Source organism: Mycobacterium gastri (assembly GCF_002102175.1).
GTDB lineage: Bacteria > Actinomycetota > Actinomycetes > Mycobacteriales > Mycobacteriaceae > Mycobacterium > Mycobacterium gastri.
In genome coordinates this window covers 1-16,034 of record NZ_LQOX01000112.1, presented here as the reverse complement: position 1 = coordinate 16,034, position 16,034 = coordinate 1, and the positions used below count along the sequence as shown (strand labels likewise).

Annotated in this window: 13 protein-coding genes and 2 pseudogenes; 10 read left to right on the top strand and 5 right to left on the bottom strand. The window is 64.6% G+C overall.

All coding sequences use genetic code 11. The annotated features are described in order from the left end of the window. Nucleotide 1: 1 nt before the first annotated feature. The gene (locus AWC07_RS14180; protein WP_208622421.1) at nucleotides 2-1,750 is read right to left on the bottom strand and encodes an AMP-binding protein; all 1,749 of its coding nucleotides are present in this window, start codon (nucleotides 1,748-1,750) and stop codon (nucleotides 2-4) included. Nucleotides 1,751-2,041: 291 nt separating this feature from the next. After that, nucleotides 2,042-3,217, bottom strand: a complete 1,176-nt coding sequence (locus AWC07_RS14175; RefSeq protein WP_244187587.1) for an LLM class flavin-dependent oxidoreductase — start codon at nucleotides 3,215-3,217, stop codon at nucleotides 2,042-2,044. Nucleotides 3,218-3,396: 179 nt separating this feature from the next. Between AWC07_RS14175 and AWC07_RS14170 the strand changes: the two genes are divergently transcribed. Then, nucleotides 3,397-4,209, top strand: coding sequence for a phthiotriol/phenolphthiotriol dimycocerosates methyltransferase (locus AWC07_RS14170; protein WP_036414888.1), 813 nt, complete (start codon nucleotides 3,397-3,399; stop codon nucleotides 4,207-4,209). A 53-nt stretch (nucleotides 4,210-4,262) separates the two neighbouring features. Continuing rightward, nucleotides 4,263-5,516 carry a saccharopine dehydrogenase family protein gene (locus tag AWC07_RS14165; protein ID WP_036414890.1) on the top strand — a complete coding sequence of 418 codons (1,254 nt, stop codon included), beginning with the start codon at nucleotides 4,263-4,265 and terminating at the stop codon, nucleotides 5,514-5,516. Nucleotides 5,517-5,536: 20 nt separating this feature from the next. On the opposite strand, the gene AWC07_RS14160 is transcribed toward AWC07_RS14165, so the two are convergent. After that, nucleotides 5,537-6,889 carry a condensation domain-containing protein gene (locus AWC07_RS14160; RefSeq protein ID WP_036414892.1) on the bottom strand — a complete coding sequence of 451 codons (1,353 nt, stop codon included), beginning with the start codon at nucleotides 6,887-6,889 and terminating at the stop codon, nucleotides 5,537-5,539. Nucleotides 6,890-7,248: 359 nt separating this feature from the next. Between AWC07_RS14160 and AWC07_RS14155 the strand changes: the two genes are divergently transcribed. The 4 genes and pseudogenes from AWC07_RS14155 (at nucleotide 7,249) to AWC07_RS26925 (ending at nucleotide 9,702) form a co-directional block, all read left to right on the top strand. Beyond that, a complete protein-coding gene (locus AWC07_RS14155; protein WP_051508054.1) occupies nucleotides 7,249-7,980 on the top strand; it encodes an FkbM family methyltransferase in 732 nt (243 codons plus the stop codon). A 54-nt stretch (nucleotides 7,981-8,034) separates the two neighbouring features. Continuing rightward, a complete protein-coding gene (locus tag AWC07_RS14150; RefSeq protein WP_036414901.1) occupies nucleotides 8,035-8,769 on the top strand; it encodes a glycosyltransferase family 2 protein in 735 nt (244 codons plus the stop codon). 156 nt (nucleotides 8,770-8,925) lie between these two features. Further along, nucleotides 8,926-9,388 (top strand): annotated as a pseudogene (locus AWC07_RS26930) (DDE-type integrase/transposase/recombinase); the annotation flags it as partial. Between the two features lie 137 nt (nucleotides 9,389-9,525). Next, complete coding sequence (locus tag AWC07_RS26925; protein ID WP_208622419.1) at nucleotides 9,526-9,702, top strand: hypothetical protein; 177 nt, start codon at nucleotides 9,526-9,528, stop codon at nucleotides 9,700-9,702. On the opposite strand, the pseudogene AWC07_RS14140 reads toward AWC07_RS26925, so the two are convergent. After that, nucleotides 9,681-9,965 (bottom strand): annotated as a pseudogene (locus AWC07_RS14140) (integrase core domain-containing protein); the annotation flags it as partial. The gene AWC07_RS26925 and the pseudogene AWC07_RS14140 overlap by 22 nt on opposite strands. 149 nt (nucleotides 9,966-10,114) lie before the next feature. Further along, on the bottom strand, nucleotides 10,115-11,017 hold the full coding sequence (locus AWC07_RS14135) for a YHS domain-containing protein (protein WP_244187586.1): 903 nt from the start codon (nucleotides 11,015-11,017) through the stop codon (nucleotides 10,115-10,117). Between the two features lie 579 nt (nucleotides 11,018-11,596). Between AWC07_RS14135 and ricR the strand changes: the two genes are divergently transcribed. From ricR to AWC07_RS14115, 4 genes are all read left to right on the top strand, one after another. After that, nucleotides 11,597-11,887, top strand: coding sequence for a copper-sensing transcriptional repressor RicR (gene ricR / locus AWC07_RS14130; protein ID WP_036416450.1), 291 nt, complete (start codon nucleotides 11,597-11,599; stop codon nucleotides 11,885-11,887). Nucleotides 11,888-12,304: 417 nt separating this feature from the next. Beyond that, entirely contained in the window at nucleotides 12,305-12,601 is a 297-nt protein-coding gene (locus AWC07_RS14125; protein ID WP_036409304.1) for a DUF1490 family protein, read from the top strand. A gap of 55 nt (nucleotides 12,602-12,656) precedes the next feature. Further along, nucleotides 12,657-14,957 carry a copper-translocating P-type ATPase gene (locus AWC07_RS14120; protein WP_139829703.1) on the top strand — a complete coding sequence of 767 codons (2,301 nt, stop codon included), beginning with the start codon at nucleotides 12,657-12,659 and terminating at the stop codon, nucleotides 14,955-14,957. Between the two features lie 67 nt (nucleotides 14,958-15,024). Continuing rightward, the gene (locus tag AWC07_RS14115) at nucleotides 15,025-15,657 is read left to right on the top strand and encodes a DUF5134 domain-containing protein (protein ID WP_036409298.1); all 633 of its coding nucleotides are present in this window, start codon (nucleotides 15,025-15,027) and stop codon (nucleotides 15,655-15,657) included. Nucleotides 15,658-16,034 lie beyond the last annotated feature (377 nt).

Genomic DNA, 16,034 nt, shown 5'->3' with positions numbered 1-16,034 from the left:
GTCATGCGGCACCGTCCACGCGGGTGAATTCCTGGTTCAGATAACGCTCGACGCAGGTTGAACGTCGGACCTTACCGCTGGTAGTGACGGGAATCGAGCCCGGAGCCACCATAACGACATCCGCGACGCGCACCCGGTGCAAACGCGAAATCGCGGACGTGACGTCGCGTTTGACCGTGCGCAGCCTATCCGATGCCTCGTCGGCGGGGTGACCCCACGTCGTGACCTCGATGATGGTGACCAGCTGCTCGGTGCGATCGTCGGGCACCGCTATCGCCACCACCCGCCCGCCGGTGATCTCCTGGATCGTCCCCTCGATGTCGTCGGGATAGTGGTTGGACCCATCCACCACCAACAGATCCTTGATACGGCCGGTGATGAACAGCTCGCCTTCGAACATGACGCCTAGATCTCCGGTCCGCAGCCACGGACCCACCGGCGTGCCGGCCGAGGGATCGACGAGCCTTGCCCCGAAAGTCCGCTCGGTGAGTTCGGGGTTTCGCCAATAGCCCATGGCAACGTTGTCGCCCTGCACCCAGATCTCGCCGACGGTTCCCTCGCGGGTCTCCGTCCTGGTGTCGGGGTCGACGATCCGCACAGTCGATGCCCGCGGCGTACCGTAGCTGACCAGCTTGGCGCCCTCATCGGCGTCGCTCTCGCAACGCTTCGCCCGACCGGCCGCCAAGTGCTGGTAGTCGAAACAGACAGTCTTGGGCCGGCGTCCCGGTCCTGCGGTCGCCACGTACACCGTCGCCTCGGCCAGCCCGTACGACGGTCGGATCGCAGTCTGGCTGAGGTTGAACTTGGCGAACCGGTCGATGAAACGCCGGACCGTGGCGGGGTTTACGCGTTCGGCGCCGGTGGCGATCGCCCGGACGTGCCCGAGATCGAGACCGGCCATATCGTCATCGGATGTTCTGCGCACCGCCAAGTCGAAGCCGAAATTCGGTGCGCTGGAAATCTGTCCACGATGTCTGCCCAGCAATTGCATCCAGCGGGCCGGCCGCTGCAGAAATGCCATTGGGCTTAGCAACACTGCGGTGTCCTGGTTGATCATCGGGAGAACGACGCCCAACATCAAGCCCATGTCGTGATAGAACGGCAGCCACGACACCGCCGTTGACGGAACCTTTTCCGTGTCCCCGAGGTAATCGGACATCAGCTGTACGCAATTGGTGATGACGTTCTTGTGCGATAGGACAACGCCGGCCGGCGAGCGGGTCGACCCCGATGTGTACTGGATGTAGGCCGTGCCCGGACGCGCGGGCGCGGCGGGGGCCAGGTCTCCCGGCGAGTCCAGGTCCAGCGAGTCGACCGCGACGACAACCGGTTCCCGGCCCTGCGCGGCGCGCGCATGGGGCACATACTTGGCGACCTCGTCGACGACCGACGATGTCGTCAGAATGACCGTCGGCAGAGAATCGCGCAGGGCCGCGGAAATTCGTTCGTCATGGATGCCGAACTGCGGTACCGGCAGCGGAACGGCGATCAGACCGGCCTGCAGCGCGCCCAGGAAGGCAACGATGTATTCCAGCCCCTGCGGGGCCAATATCGCAACCCGATCACCGCTCGCTCCGCAGATCCTCAGCTCGTCCGCCACGATCGCCGCGCGCCGATAGACCTGCCACCAGGTGAGGGTTTCGGTAAATCCCTTCGGATCCACCTCGTAGTCGATGAACTTGTACGCGGCACGGTTGGGGTACTGGCTGGCTGCCTTCTGCAGCAGATCACTGAGCGACGATTCGCTCATCGCGAATCGCGTTGCGGTCCCATTCGGCGGTTGCACCGCTTGCGGATCCGCGATCCGTTCGGTTTGCGTTGCCACCTCGCCCCCAGCCTGAAATGACAAGTTCGTCTGCATGATCATCCTTCGGCTCTTGACGGAAGAGAGTACGGACGTTTTGCTGCCGTGTCCTTCGAATCGGAATCGGCGCACATACGGCTCGTAGCTTGGCCCGGAATCGCAACGCCACATCGATGAGGCCCCACGACAATAACAGGTCCCGGCCACTGTGCCCGCCGCACAGAATTAACCCGGTCGTCAGCTGCGGGTCGGCGAGCGGACGCCCAGCTTCTTGAGCCCACGCAGCACCTTGGCGTGCGGCAGGCTCGCCGCGACCGCCTTGCGCAGCCTCGGGTTGACCAGACTGCCGTTGATCACCAGCAGGTATTCGAGGCCGTGATCTCGCCATTCGGCTACTTGGTCGACGACTTCCTCGGGGGTGCCGCTGAAGACAACCTCTTTCATGAGCGCCGGCGGGACTTTCGCGGTGTATGACACGACCGTCTGCTCATCCATGGTTTGGGGAATCACATCCTGGACCCCGGCGAAGTCGGCTCCCATCGGATGCTCGACACCGTGACGGGCCCAGGCTGTACCGGGTACCCCCAGCGCGGTCATCTTCACGATGACAGAGTCCAGCGCCTCCTCGACGTCGTCGCGGTCTCGGCCGGTGATCACGCCGCGCACCGCCGAGGGGATGATCGACATCGGGTCACGACCGGCGTCGGACGCCGCGGTGCGCACGGCTTCGAGCGCGCTGCTGTAGTCGCCGGGACGCACCAGCACAATCGGAACCCAGGCGTCGGCGTAGCGTCCGGTTGCCCGCAGCATCCGCGGCCCGTGCGCCGCGATCCAGATTTCCGGCCATTTTCCCCGGTATGGTGGCAGCTCGAACGCGGCATTATGCAGCGGAAAGTACGTCGATTCGCGCGAGACAAGCTCCCCGTTCGAATTCCACAACGCGCGTATTGTGGCCAGCGCTTCTTCAAACCGCGCCACCGGTTTGGTCCACTCCACCCCGTAGGGTTCATTACCTTCGCGTTCCCCGACACCGATGCCAAGGATGGCGTTGCCCCGGGTAAGCAGCTGCAGGGTCGCGGCGGCCTGGGCCGTGACCGCCGGGTTGCGGCGACCGGCGTCGGTCACGCATATGCCGAGCCGCAATCGCTTGGGCCTCCCGTAGGCGAGGTTTCCCAGCATCGTCCAAGGTTCGTAGTTCGCGTCGACGCTGGGCACCAGTTTCGCCGCGATTCCCAGATATTCGGGCGTCGCGATCGAGCGCGGCACCAGCCCGTTCAGATGGTCGCCCACCCAATAGGAATCGGCGCCGGTCAGCGTGGCCGCCACCATACTGGACCGCGCCAGCCAGCCGGGCCGAAACCGCGAGTGCACCAGCGAATCGACGAAGCCGAACCGAAATCCTCTCCCGCTCACTGCCGACATTCCGCGCTGTTGATCACCGACATGCCCGGGACGCTACCGCAGCCGGCCGCGTCCGGCGGGCGGGGCGGCGACGTCAGAGCCGAAGGCGGACAACGGTCCAGAGCTCAACGCGGTCGCCGCTTTTCCCGCGATGGCTCGCACGTCTTCGGCGTCTGCCATACTGCTTGCCCATGCCCTTCAGTCCCACCCACAGCCTGCTTGCCCGCGTCGGGAGCACCCCGATCTACAAGCGAGTTTGGCGGTTCTGGTATCCACTGATGACGCGCGGGCTCGGTGCCGACGAAATCGTGTTCATCAACTGGGCCTATGAGGAAGATCCGCCGATGGCCCTGCCGCTGGAGGAATCCGACGAGCCCAACCGAGCCCACATCAACCTGTACCACCGCACGGCGACCCAGGCGGACCTGAAGGGCAAACGGGTGCTGGAGGTCAGTTGCGGCCACGGCGGCGGAGCCTCCTACCTGACACGCACCTTGGCGCCGGCCTCTTACACGGCGCTCGACTTGAACCCGGCCGGTATCAGACTTTGCCAGAAGCGACACCACTTGCCGGGTCTTGATTTCGTGCGAGGTGACGCCGAAAACCTGCCCTTCGACGACGAATCCTTCGACGTGGTTCTCAACGTCGAAGCCTCGCACTGTTACCCGCACTTCAGGCGTTTCCTCGCCGAGGTGGTGCGGGTGCTGCGGCCGGGAGGGTACTTGGCCTACGCCGACCTGCGCCCCAGCAACGAGATCCCCGACTGGGAGGCCGACCTGGCCGACGCCGCGCTGCGGCAACTGTCGCAGCGGGAGATCAACGCCGAGGTCTTGCGGGGCATTGAAAGGAATTCGCAGAAGTCACGGGAGCTGGTCGAACGCCATCTGCCGGCCTTCCTTCGTTTCGCGGGGCGCGAATACATCGGGGTGCAAGGCACCCAGCTGTCGCGCTACCTGGAAAGCGGCGACATTTCCTACCGGATGTACTGCTTCGTCAAGGACTGAGGCGGCCACCCGCCCGGGCCGGGGCGCCGCGATGCTCCGGTAGTGTCACCCGGATGAGTCCGGCCGAACGCGAGTTCGACATCGTCGTGTATGGCGCCACCGGATTCTCGGGCACGTTGACCGCCGAACACCTGGCGCGCGCCGGGTCGAGCGCCCGGATTGCGCTGGCCGGCCGCTCCAGCGAACGGCTGCGGGCCGTGCGGGAAACGTTGGCCCCTGCCCGGGACTGGCCGCTGATCGTCGCCGACGCGTCACAACCGGCGACGCTCGAGGCAATGGCCACCCGGACTCGGGTAGTGCTGACCACCGTAGGCCCCTACACCCACTACGGCCTGCCGCTGGTGGCGGCCTGCGCCCAGGCCGGAACCGACTATGCCGACTTGACCGGCGAATTGATGTTCTGCCGCAACAGCATCGACCTGTATCACAAGCAAGCCGCCGACACCGGCGCCCGGATAGTGCTCGCCTGCGGATTCGATTCGGTGCCTTCGGATTTGAGTGTCTACCAGCTGTACCGCCGGGCGGTCGAAGACGGCACGGGCGAACTCTGCGACACAGACCTGGTGCTGCGCTCCTTTTCCCAGCGCTGGGTCTCCGGCGGCTCGGTTGCAACGTATTCCGAGGCGATGCGCAGCGCATCCAGCGACCCTGACGCCCGCCGGCTGGTCAACGACCCGTATACCTTGACCACCGATCGCGGCGCCGAACCCGAACTGGGTCCGCAGCCGGACTTTCCCCGCCGCCGCGGACGCGACCTGGCGCCCGAACTTGCCGGCTTCTGGACCGGCGGGTTTGTGCAGGGCCCATTCAACACCCGAATTGTCAGGCGCAGCAATGCATTACAGGATTGGGCCTATGGCCGGCGATTCCGCTACTCGGAGACCATGAGTCTGGGACGGTCGTTCGCGGCGCCGATCGCATCCGCCGTCGTCACCGGCGCTGTGGCGGGTGCCATCGGATTGGGCAACCGATACTTCAGTCGACTGCCCCGCCGGTTGGTGGAGCGTATCACGCCGAAGCCGGGCACCGGTCCAAGCCGAAAAGCCCGGGAACGCGGCCACTATCGATTCGAGACGTACACCACCACCACGACCGGTGCCCGCTACCTGGCGACGTTCGCGCACGATGTCGACGCCTACCAGTCGACCGCGGTGCTGCTGGGGCAGTGCGGTCTGGCGCTGGCACTCGATCGCGCCAGGCTTTCCGAATTGCGGGGCGTCCTTACCCCGGCGGCGGCAATGGGCGATGCACTGCTGGTACGGCTGCCGGGGGCCGGGGTTTCGCTGGGGACGGTCCGGCTGAACTGACGTCGCCCCGGGTGGGACGCCTACCGCGGCCCGCCGACCGGCTCGGGGCATCCCCAGCCCATCGTGCCGATGAGCGAGAACTCCGACAGCGTGCTCGAAAGGTTCTGGCGCAAGTCGTCATTCGAGTTGGACCGGCCCGGCTGATAGGCGAGGACCGACACGAAGATCTCGGCAGACGTTCGTCCCGACAGCAATCCCAGATATCCGCCGCTGCGGTCCATGACCGATGTGCTCACCCCCCAGGACCCCGTTACGGCGAAATGGTCGGCGTCCGTTCCGTCCGGCCGGCAAGCGGCGGGGTTGACCACCCCGATGTTGGATGAGACATTGCCGGCCGCCACGCCGACCGTTCGCCGGACCAGCCACCGCGGCAACAGCGGCACCAGGGGCAGCAGCACCGACTGCTCGCTGGGGAGCTGCTGACGGCGGATCAGCGCTTCCTTAGTGGCGGCGCGGATCTGGCGCAGGTCCGTCGCCGCGGAAGCGGGGTCGACGGTGATGTCGACCTTGGTGACCGCGTTGGCGCGAGTATCACCGGCGCTACGTTCACTGACGGGCATACCCACGGTGATCGAGCCGTCCGCGGTGACCCGTCCCAATCGCCGGGCGAGGCGAACCGCCAATCCGGCGAGTAGGGTGTTGCTGGTCCCTCCCAGCGACTGTGCCCGGGCATCCCATTCTTCGGCATCGACCAAAATCGTCGCCGCCGGGAGCATGATGGTTCGGTCCGCTCCCGACAGCGCTGCGACGGTCCTGATACGTGGCGGCGCCGCCGGCTGCGGATGGCCGCGGTGACGGCGGGCCGACCGTGCCGCGTCGACGACGGCGCGGGCGATACCCGGGATGTCACGCGCGGCTTGGCCGCCGTCTTCGCGCAACGCTTCCCAGCGCCGGCGTGACCCGGGTGCCGGCCAGCTGATCTGCTCGTCGCGGCCGCAGGCCGCGTCCGCCACCGCCTCGCACAGCCCGACGGCATCGGTGAGGCAATGGGAGATGACCAGGCTGACGCCCGCGCCGCCGCCTACGAACGGGTGCACCGCGAGTCGCCATTCGGGTCCCCGCTCGGCGTCCAGGGGCGCGCTGGCCTGCTCGTTGACCCAGGCGTCGAATTCTTCACGGGGACGCGGCACCGCAACGATCTCGAGGTCGGTCGGGCCAGTGGACGAAACCCAGCGATGACGGCCGAACGGCAGGGGTGAGCATTGGATTCGGCGGGCCAACCGTCCCCGCTGCAGATGGTGATGAAACTGCCGCAGCCGGTTGATGTCGACCTCGCGGTTGTACACCCAGACGCATTGCAGCACGTTGAAGGTTCCAGTCGCTCGCTCGGCGGCAAAGAACGTCTGGTCGAGCAGATCGACCACGTTGCTCACTGCGACAAGTCCCTTCGTTGTAGCCGCACGCGGTGCGGGCCGGTCCTTACCCGCCCGAACCCCGGCGCCCAACCGTATCCCCGCCCAAGCGGGCGCCGCGCGGAAGCCTAAGAACCACACCATGATTAAGCGACATGCGGGCGGTCCTAGGCCGCGTGATGCCGTGTCGCCAACTCGAGGGCAAGCTCGCAACCTCCTCGCGTTGCCGCGCTGTAGTCTAGCGCGCCTGGCTGCTCGAGCTGTTCGCCATCAACGGGTCACCGTCCTTCGGCGTTCGTCGACAAGAAACCCGATCACCGGCCGCACAGCCCCGGCGCCGGCCAGACGGATCGGGCCGACGGGCATGTTAGTGTCACACGGTGCATTTGTCGGACCTTGCTCGATTCATCGTGCGCAGCGCTGCCTTTGAGGTGCCGCGCCGTTATTCCGAGCGCGACCTGAGGCACCAGTTCGTGAAACAACTCGAATTGCGTCGGGTCGATGTCGTTTTCGATGTCGGAGCCAACACGGGGCAATACGCCAAAGGGCTCCGACGAGCGGGATACAAGGGCCGTATCGTCTCGTTCGAACCGCTATCCCGGCCATTTACCACTTTGGAAAGAAAAACGGCAACCGATCCGCTTTGGGATTGCCGGCAGTGTGCGCTGGGCGATGCCGACGGGACGGTCTCGGTCAATGTCGCCGGAAACGCCGGTCAAAGCAGTTCGGTGTTGCCCATGCTGACGCGTCACCAGGAGGCCTTTCCCCCGGCGAACTATGTCGGCACCGAGGAGGCGCCGATTCACCGACTGGATTCCATGGCGCCGGAATTTCTCCGGCCGAACGGCGCGGCTTTTCTCAAGGTCGACGTGCAGGGATTTGAAAAGCAGGTACTCGACGGCGGCAAGTCAACGGTCAGTGACCATTGTGTCGGGATGCAACTCGAACTCTCCTTCGCACCATTGTACGAAGGTGGCATGCTCATTCCGGAAGCACTCGATCTCGTATATTCATTGGGCTTCACATTGACCGGTTTACTGCCCTGTTTCATCGACGCGCGTAATGGTCGAATGTTACAGGCCGACGGTATCTTCTTCCGCGATGCCAATTGAGTGGAACCGCTACGCGAGGCCGGCTTGACCGCTGCTGAAACAACGAAAGCCGCCATGGCCGCACCAATGTTTTCCATCATCATCCCCACCTTGAACGTGGCCTCGGCGCTAGGGGTTTGCCTCGAGAGCATCGCCTGCCAAACCTTCCGGGACTTCGAGCTGGTCCTGGTCGACGGCGGCTCGACGGATGCCACCCTCGATATCGCGAACAGCTTCGCCCCCAACTTCGGCGCGCGCCTGGTCGTCCGTTCCGGCACCGACCGGGGGGTCTACGACGCGATGAACCGGGGCGTGAGCCTAGCTACCGGAACGTGGTTGCTCTTTCTGGGCGCCGACGACGCGCTGTACGAGGCGGACACCCTGGCCCGGGTGGCTACCTTCATCGGCGAACATGAGCCCAGCGATCTGGTATACGGCGACGTGCTCATGCGCTCAACCAAATACCGCTACGGTGGCGCCTTCGACCTCGATCGCCTCCTGTTCAGGCGCAACATCTGTCATCAGTCGATCTTCTATCGCCGCGAGCTCTTCAGCAGCATCGGCCCCTACAACCTGCGCTACCGGTCGCTGGCCGACTGGGACTTCAATATCCGCTGCTTCTCCAACCCCGCACTCGTCACCCGGCACATGGACGTCGTCGTCGCACGCTTCAACGAGTTGGGCGGACTCAGTAATACTCACGTAGACAAGGCTTTTCTCAAGCGGCTGCCGATCACCACCAGATTCGGCATCAGGGTGGTCATCATTACGGCGCGCTGGTGGCTGAAGTGGCGCGCCCGAACAGGATAACAGTCACAGCGACGTTCCCTGGCGCCTGGCCTCTCTGAATCATGCTGTCGGCCAAAATCTTCCATCGCTATCGATAATCGGCATTATCCATGAAATCAACCGTGCCAGGCTGCCCCGGCCCTTACTCCCTGCGTTTAGCGCGGCCGCCGTCCTGGGCTTCGGGAGCCGTCAAAGCGGGCCCTGTGGGACAGGACGGTGACCGAGGTCCTGGGGCCACGAAGATGGGGGCCAACCTGCAACGAGAGGGCATCGAGGTGGCCCGCTGCACGGTGGAGCGCCTCATACGGGCCAACGGCTGGCAAGGCGTGGTGCGGACCAAGAAGGTCCGCATCACCGTCGCCGATCCGGAGGCGACTCGCCCGCCGGACCTGGGGGACCGCCAGTTCCAGGTGCCGGCCCCAACATGTTGGTGGTGGCCGACTTCACCTACGTGCGGCTGTCCACCGGGGTGTTCGTCTACACGGCATTCGCCATCGACGCGTTCGCCGGGCGCATCGTCGGCTGGCAGTGCAGCGCCAGCAAGCACACCGCGTTCGTCGGGTCGGCGATCCGCCAAGCCGCGCACCTGAGGTGGATGGAAGGTAATCTCTTGACGGGCAGCACAATTCACCACTCAGATTACGCCGAGATTTGTGTTAAGCCGAGGATTTGTGAGGAGGGCCTGCTCTCGCGGGATCTAGTGGCGGATTTCTCGGCTTAACGTTTCGGGGGTGATCAGCGTCCGTCGTATCTCAACGTCTGTGGAAGGAGACGGTTATGGATACGACGGTCAGCGGGATCGGCGCGGTTGTCGTGGCGGAGCTGCGCGCGGCCGGTTATATGGAATCGACAGTTGGTCAGTACGCGAAGACAATCAAGGCTCTGACTGAATTCGCCTCGGGTGGGCTTGACCCCGTTTGGTGGACACAGGGTCAGGCGGCTTGTGCCGTCTGAATGAGTCGGTCTTCGAACTCGACCGGCCTCATCATAGCGAGGGCGGAATGACGTCTGCGTCGGTTATACGCGCGTTCAATCCAATCGCCGACGGCGAGTTTGGCGACCGTCTGGGTCGGCCATAGGTATCGATCGTAGAACTCGACTTTCAGTGTGGCCCAAAACGATTCCTGCTGGGCGTTATCCCAACACACCGCGGCGCGGCCAACTGACCGGGCCAGGTTGCGCTCGGCCGCGAACCGCGCGAGCTGCGCCGAGGTGTACTAGCTAGCGGACCGAAACGGTCAATCGGATCGGTGGGCCACGCTTCGACAACGCCCTCGCAGAGACCACGATAGGTCTCCACAAGTGTGCACCAAACCCGGGGCGGTTCATGATTTGGAAGCTAGGGTAAGCGACTGGCGCTTACCTTTTATGCGTTGGCGGGCACGTACCGGGTGGGGTCGGCGTCGTAGCTGTTCAGGCATACCTTGGAGCAGAAGTACTGCCTGTGCCCGTCGACGTCGCGGTGCCCGGCGGCGCGGTCGATCACAAGCTCCATTCCGCATACCGGGTCGGTTGTGGTGGCGACGGCTATTCGGCCGTCGCCCAGGTGCCAGCGGGCGGGCTGCGGCTGGGTGATGCCGTAGTCGCGCGCCGTCGCGTCAGTGCGCGCTCGTCGCGCCGGATCACGCGTGGGCGGTCGCAAGCGCCGTGTCTCCACCTCCCACACCCAGCCGCTGACGGTCACGTCGTCGGGAATGAGCGGATGGTTCTCAAACACCTCGATCGTCTTCAGCAACGCCTCGTCGACGTCATCGGTCATCCCGATCCACTTGGCGAAAGAGCCCTTGTCAAGCTTTAACTCGGGCAGCGTCGGATCCAAGATGGGCTCATCGGTGTCGATACCCTTGGCCTTGAAATAGGCCTCCAGGTCGTTGGCGTTGGCTGACAACATCCCGCACTGGGTGTGTTGAACGATGACAATCTCGTTTGTGCCAAAAAAGTTCGTCGACAACATCGCTGATCGGATCGCGTCGTCAGTGACCACCCCCCCGGCGTTGCGGAAGCAGTGTGCATCCCCATGCCCGACCGGCGAATCAACCTGGATACCCAGTGCTTCGTTAATCGGCAGGCGCTCGTCCATGCAAGCTAATACCCAGAGTCTGCGATCGGTAGGACCAAAGCGGCCGAAGCGACGGCGCTTGGCCCAATGCTCATATGCCACGACCTTGGCGGTCAGTTCGTCCTTCAATGTTTCCACCGTGACTTCCTTCCTTCGGTTGGTCCGCACAAGACGTTGCGGGGCAGTAGCAACCGCGATCCAGTAATCCACCTTTGCCGGCCTGTGTGCCAGCGTGTGCCACCATTCACCGTTCCACTCTTATACCCTGTGGGGGTAGGGACCTTAGCCACCGCACGCAAGAGCAAAAGGTCTCTACCGCTGGCACCGGCCAACAACGACAGTGGTTAGCGCGGTGCCGCACAGTATGATCGTCGGCTGCTGGTTTTTTGCAGCCGCGGCAGCACAGCCCGCGTACGGGATCGGCATGGCGGTGACGCGGCCGGAAAGCCGCTGTTTGGACACGTTGAGCGCAGCGAACTAACCCAGAGGCCACCCGTCGCGGCATTGGCCGATAACGGCACCAAGGTCATGCGGCAGGAATAAAGCCCCTCACGGCGCAGCACCGCGCCCTTCTCACCGTCACGTGCCCGTCGTAGGCAGCGAGGACCTCCAGCCTGCTCTTCGCGGTGAACGTCGGTCGCCGGACGCGTTCGGGCATGCAGAGGCAGTCGACTTATGTACCCCCACGGGGTACATTGACCACCAAAGATGTCATTTGGTGGCCGGCCCCGCTCGTCCCCATGCGGCAACGCCGAGAACGACTCGACGACGAACAGGTTGGGAGGTCAGGTGGAAGCCTCATACGGATATGTAGCGCACAAGGACAGCTACGCTAAGCGACTGCGCCGCGTCGAGGGTCAGATTCGCGGCATTGCCAAGATGATCGATGAGGACAAGTACTGCATCGACATCCTCACCCAAATCAGTGCTGCCAGCAGTGCTTTGCGCTCAGTGGCGTTGAACCTGCTTGACGACCACCTTGACAGCTGCGTAAGCCAAGCTATTGCCGAGGGCGGAACCGAAGCTGACGTGAAGTTGGCCGAAGCCTCGGCAGCCATTGCCCGACTGGTTCGCTCCTGATCAATACGGCATGGACGGCGATCTGGGACCTCGGCTATGCACCGACACAAACACTTGACGCATGTACCCTACCTGGGTAATTTACGTCTGGCAGTTGGCCGGCCCCTCCCCTTCAAGTGCAATGACTGATCACTTTTCGGCCCAGACGCCGACACCGCCGTCCAGGCCCTGGTCGGTGTCGTGGAATGGGACCCACAACCCAAGCCGGCCGGGCAGATAACACCGATAGCCGAGAGCACGATATGACGACGGCCACCAGTTGCCTCACGCCAGTTGTGTGGCTGGGCCCCTGGCGGCAAGAGATCAAGAGGTCCGATCCGCCGCTGGGATGGCAGTACTCCGGAGGCGAACGTGGTGGCAGGGTGTGGCTGTCCGCAACCTGTGACGAGTCATCTATCAAGGAAGGAAGTGTTCGGGATGGCGTGGCAGGGACTATTGGCGAAGGCGGTGCCCACGGTGGTGACCGGCGCGGTGGGTGCTGCGACGTATGAGGCGCTTCGCTGGGGGGTGGCGAAGTTTCCGCTGCGCGAGGCGAGCGTCACCGTAACCGCATGGGGGATGCGTGCCGCCCGCGGCGCCGAGCGCAAGACGGCGACGAGTGCTGAGCAGGTTCGGCTGACGGTCGCCGACGTGATGGCCGAGGCAAGGGAGCGCGTCGGGGAGCCAGTTTCACCGCTGGTGGTGGCGGACTCGTACCACGACCATGACCACTGACACTCTCCCTGACGCCGACCTCAGGCTAGACGTTCTGTCCGACGCGGCGGGGCGGATGCGGGTGCGCGCCAGCGGGTTTGAGTTCGATACGGTGCGGGCCGTCGCTATCGAAGATACGGTCATCAAGGTGCCCGGTGTGCATACCGTGCGGGCCTATCCGAGAACCGCATCGGTGGTGATCTGGTATTCGCCCGGCCACTTCGACACCGCTGCCGTCCTGTCGGCGATCGCCGATGCCCGCCTCATCCCGGCGGAGTTGGTGCCCGCGCGCTCCCCGCACTCGGCTGATGCGCCCAGCACCGGTGTGCTGCAAAAGATCAGCGGCGGGCTCCGTCGCTTGCTGGGCCGCTCACCGGTTGCCGACACGCTGAACGAGGCAGTTACTAGCGGCTGCCACCAAGGGCCAGCCGCCGCGTGCCATGCGTCGCCGAGCCAGGATGGTCAGGGCGAGCAGCGGCGGTGGTTGCGGCGGGTGTGGCTGGCCTTGCCATTGGGGCTGCTGTCGCTGGCGGCGCCGATGTTGTTCGGCGCCTATCCATGGGCGGGGTGGTTGGCGTTCGCCGCGACAGTGCCCGTGCAATTTGTGGCCGGGTGGCCGTTCCTTAAGGGGGCCGTGCAGCAAGCGCGGGCACTCAGCGCGAACATGGACACGCTGATCGCGCTGGGCACGCTGACCGCATTCGGCTACTCCACGTATGAGTTGTTCGCCGGTGGCCCGCTGTTTTTCGACACCGCGGCATTGATCATCGCGTTCGTGGTGCTGGGCCGCTACTTCGAGGCCAGAGCCACCGGCAAGGCATCGGAGGCGATCAGCAAGCTGCTCGAGATGGGCGCCAAGGAAGCCTGCCTGCTCGTCGACGGCCAAGAACTGCTCGTGCCGGTGGACCAGGTGCAAGTCGGCGACCTGCTGCGGGTGCGGCCCGGGGAAAAGATCCCGGTCGATGGCGAGGTCATCGACGGACGCGCCGCCGTCGATGAGTCGATGCTCACCGGCGAATCGGTCCCGGTCGAAAAAACCGTGGGTGACCGCGTTGCCGGGGCAACCGTCAACACCGATGGGCTGTTGACGGTGCGCGCCACCGCGGTGGGCGCCGACACCGCCCTGGCCCAGATCGTGCGGCTGGTCGAACAGGCCCAGGGCAGCAAGGCCCCGGTACAACGGTTGGCTGATCGGGTCTCGGCAGTGTTCGTGCCGGCCGTCGTTGGTGTCGCCGCTCTGACGTTCGCCGGGTGGACAGTGCTCGCAGCCAACCCGGTCGCCGGCATGACCGCGGCGGTCGCGGTGCTGATCATCGCCTGTCCGTGTGCGCTGGGCCTGGCCACCCCCACGGCGATCATGGTCGGCACCGGCCGGGGCGCGGACCTGGGGATTCTGGTCAAGGGCGGCGAGGTGCTGGAGGCCTCGAAGAAGATCGACACCGTCGTTTTCGACAAGACCGGCACCCTCACCCGCGCCCAAATGCGGCTCACCAATGTGATTGCCGGCAAGCGGCAAAAGCCTGGCCTGGTACTGGGTATCGCCGCCGCGGTCGAGTCGGGCTCCGAACACCCTATCGGCGCGGCGATCGTCGCCGGCGCCCGCGAGCGGGAAGTAGAGATTCCGGCCGCCACGGGGTTCGCCAACCTGGCCGGACACGGAGTGCGGGCCGAGGTCGATGGTCAAACCGTGATGGTGGGGCGCCGCAAGCTCGTCGACGACCACGATTTGGCGCTGCCCGACAACCTGGCGGCGGCGGCCACCGAACTCGAGGAGCAAGGCCGCACGGCGGTGTTCGTTGGCCGGGACGGGCAGGTGGTGGGTGTGCTCGCGGTGGCTGACACCGTCAAAGACGACGCCGTCGACGTGGTCCGGCAGCTGCACGCGATGGGACTGCAGGTCGCGATGATCACCGGCGACAACGCCCGCACGGCCGCGGCGATCGCCAAGCAGGTCGGCATCGACCGGGTGCTGGCCGAGGTACTGCCCGACGACAAGGTCATCGAGGTGCGCCGGCTCCAAGGTGAAGGCCGGGTGGTCGCCATGGTGGGGGACGGTGTCAACGACGCGCCCGCGCTGGTGCAGGCCGACCTGGGTATTGCGATAGGAACAGGTACCGATGTGGCCATCGAGGCCTCCGACATCACCTTGATGTCGGGCCGGCTCGACGGCGTCGTGCGTTCAATCCAGCTCTCCCGGCAGACCCTGCGCACGATCTACCAGAACCTCGGCTGGGCATTCGGCTACAACACCGCCGCGATACCGCTTGCCGCGCTCGGCCTGCTTAACCCGATTATTGCGGGGGCCGCGATGGGATTCTCCTCGGTCAGCGTGGTGACCAATTCCCTGCGGCTACGCCGCTTCGGCCGCGACACATGACCAGAACTCATATCGCCCGAGAATCTGTACGGCGCGACAGCACCCGATCGGAGCACCCCGGTATCGCATGATCCAGCACCTGATGCTTCGGTGGGTGGTCACCGGACTGTTCGCGCTGCCCGCTGTCGACTGTGGTCTCGCGATCATCAGAAAAGGCCGACCGTGGACGTCAGTTGTGGGCCACGGACTGCATTTCGTCATGGCGGTGGCGATGGCGGTCATGGCCTGGCCGTGGAGCATGCAGTTACCGACGACCGGACCCGCGGTGTTTTTTCTGCTGGCGACCGCGTGGTTTGTGACAATGGCTGTCGTTGCGGCCCAAACGGCCGTCCCGCGAGTGTGGTATGGGTATCACAGCCTGATGATGCTGGCGACGGCCTGGATGTATGCCATCATGAACGGCTACCCGCTCCCCATCGGATGGAGCACCCAGCACCACCCACAGCCGGATACGTCGGTGCCGGGCATGGATATGGCTGGCATGAAGATGCCAGCAACCGGCAGTTCGCCCACATGGTTCAGCGCAGTGAACTGGATTGGCATCGTCACCTTCGCGCTCGCAGCAGCATTCTTCACAGGCAGGCACTTCATCGAGCGCAAGCATCAAGCACCACCATCCAAATCGCTGGGAACGTTGGGTCAGGCGATGATGGCTGCCGGTATGGCAATTCTGTTTGTGGCTACGCTATTTCGAATCTAGGCTCGGGCGTCTCAAGACTTCACCGCGACACCAGGCCAGGGAAAGTCATGCCTGTCGTGGGTGGGGCCAAATTTGTCGCCAAATTTGTCGTAGGCATCTAATGACACGGGGCCAGCCGTGCCACCACGATGGTCGACGCGCAATCATCGCACCATAATCCGGTGCCGGCTACACCTCTGAAGGAGAATATTCACCCCATCCGCGGCCCCTGCCCTGGCCATAGCGGATCGGCGATCGCGCCGGTGCGAACCGGGCTTGGTGAGAACGCTTTCCCGTCGGCGGTTTGACCTGCGTACGTGGCGTGATGCATCAAGTCAAGATGCCCGCGAGATCTGATCCATGCATCAGGTAAGGAATGCCCGCGAAAATGGGTCTCC

Bases quoted from the DNA above. Each gene is read 5' to 3' on its own strand.
- AWC07_RS14180 (WP_208622421.1), bottom strand. From the start codon at position 1,750: ATGAGCGAATCGTCGCTCAGTGATCTGCTGCAGAAGGCAGCCAGCCAG.
- AWC07_RS14170 (WP_036414888.1), top strand. From the start codon at position 3,397: ATGCCCTTCAGTCCCACCCACAGCCTGCTTGCCCGCGTCGGGAGCACC.
- AWC07_RS14165 (WP_036414890.1), top strand. From the start codon at position 4,263: ATGAGTCCGGCCGAACGCGAGTTCGACATCGTCGTGTATGGCGCCACC.
- AWC07_RS14150 (WP_036414901.1), top strand. From the start codon at position 8,035: ATGGCCGCACCAATGTTTTCCATCATCATCCCCACCTTGAACGTGGCC.
- AWC07_RS26925 (WP_208622419.1), top strand. From the start codon at position 9,526: ATGGATACGACGGTCAGCGGGATCGGCGCGGTTGTCGTGGCGGAGCTG.
- AWC07_RS14125 (WP_036409304.1), top strand. From the start codon at position 12,305: ATGGCGTGGCAGGGACTATTGGCGAAGGCGGTGCCCACGGTGGTGACC.
- AWC07_RS14120 (WP_139829703.1), top strand. From the start codon at position 12,657: ATGCGGGTGCGCGCCAGCGGGTTTGAGTTCGATACGGTGCGGGCCGTC.
- AWC07_RS14115 (WP_036409298.1), top strand. From the start codon at position 15,025: ATGATCCAGCACCTGATGCTTCGGTGGGTGGTCACCGGACTGTTCGCG.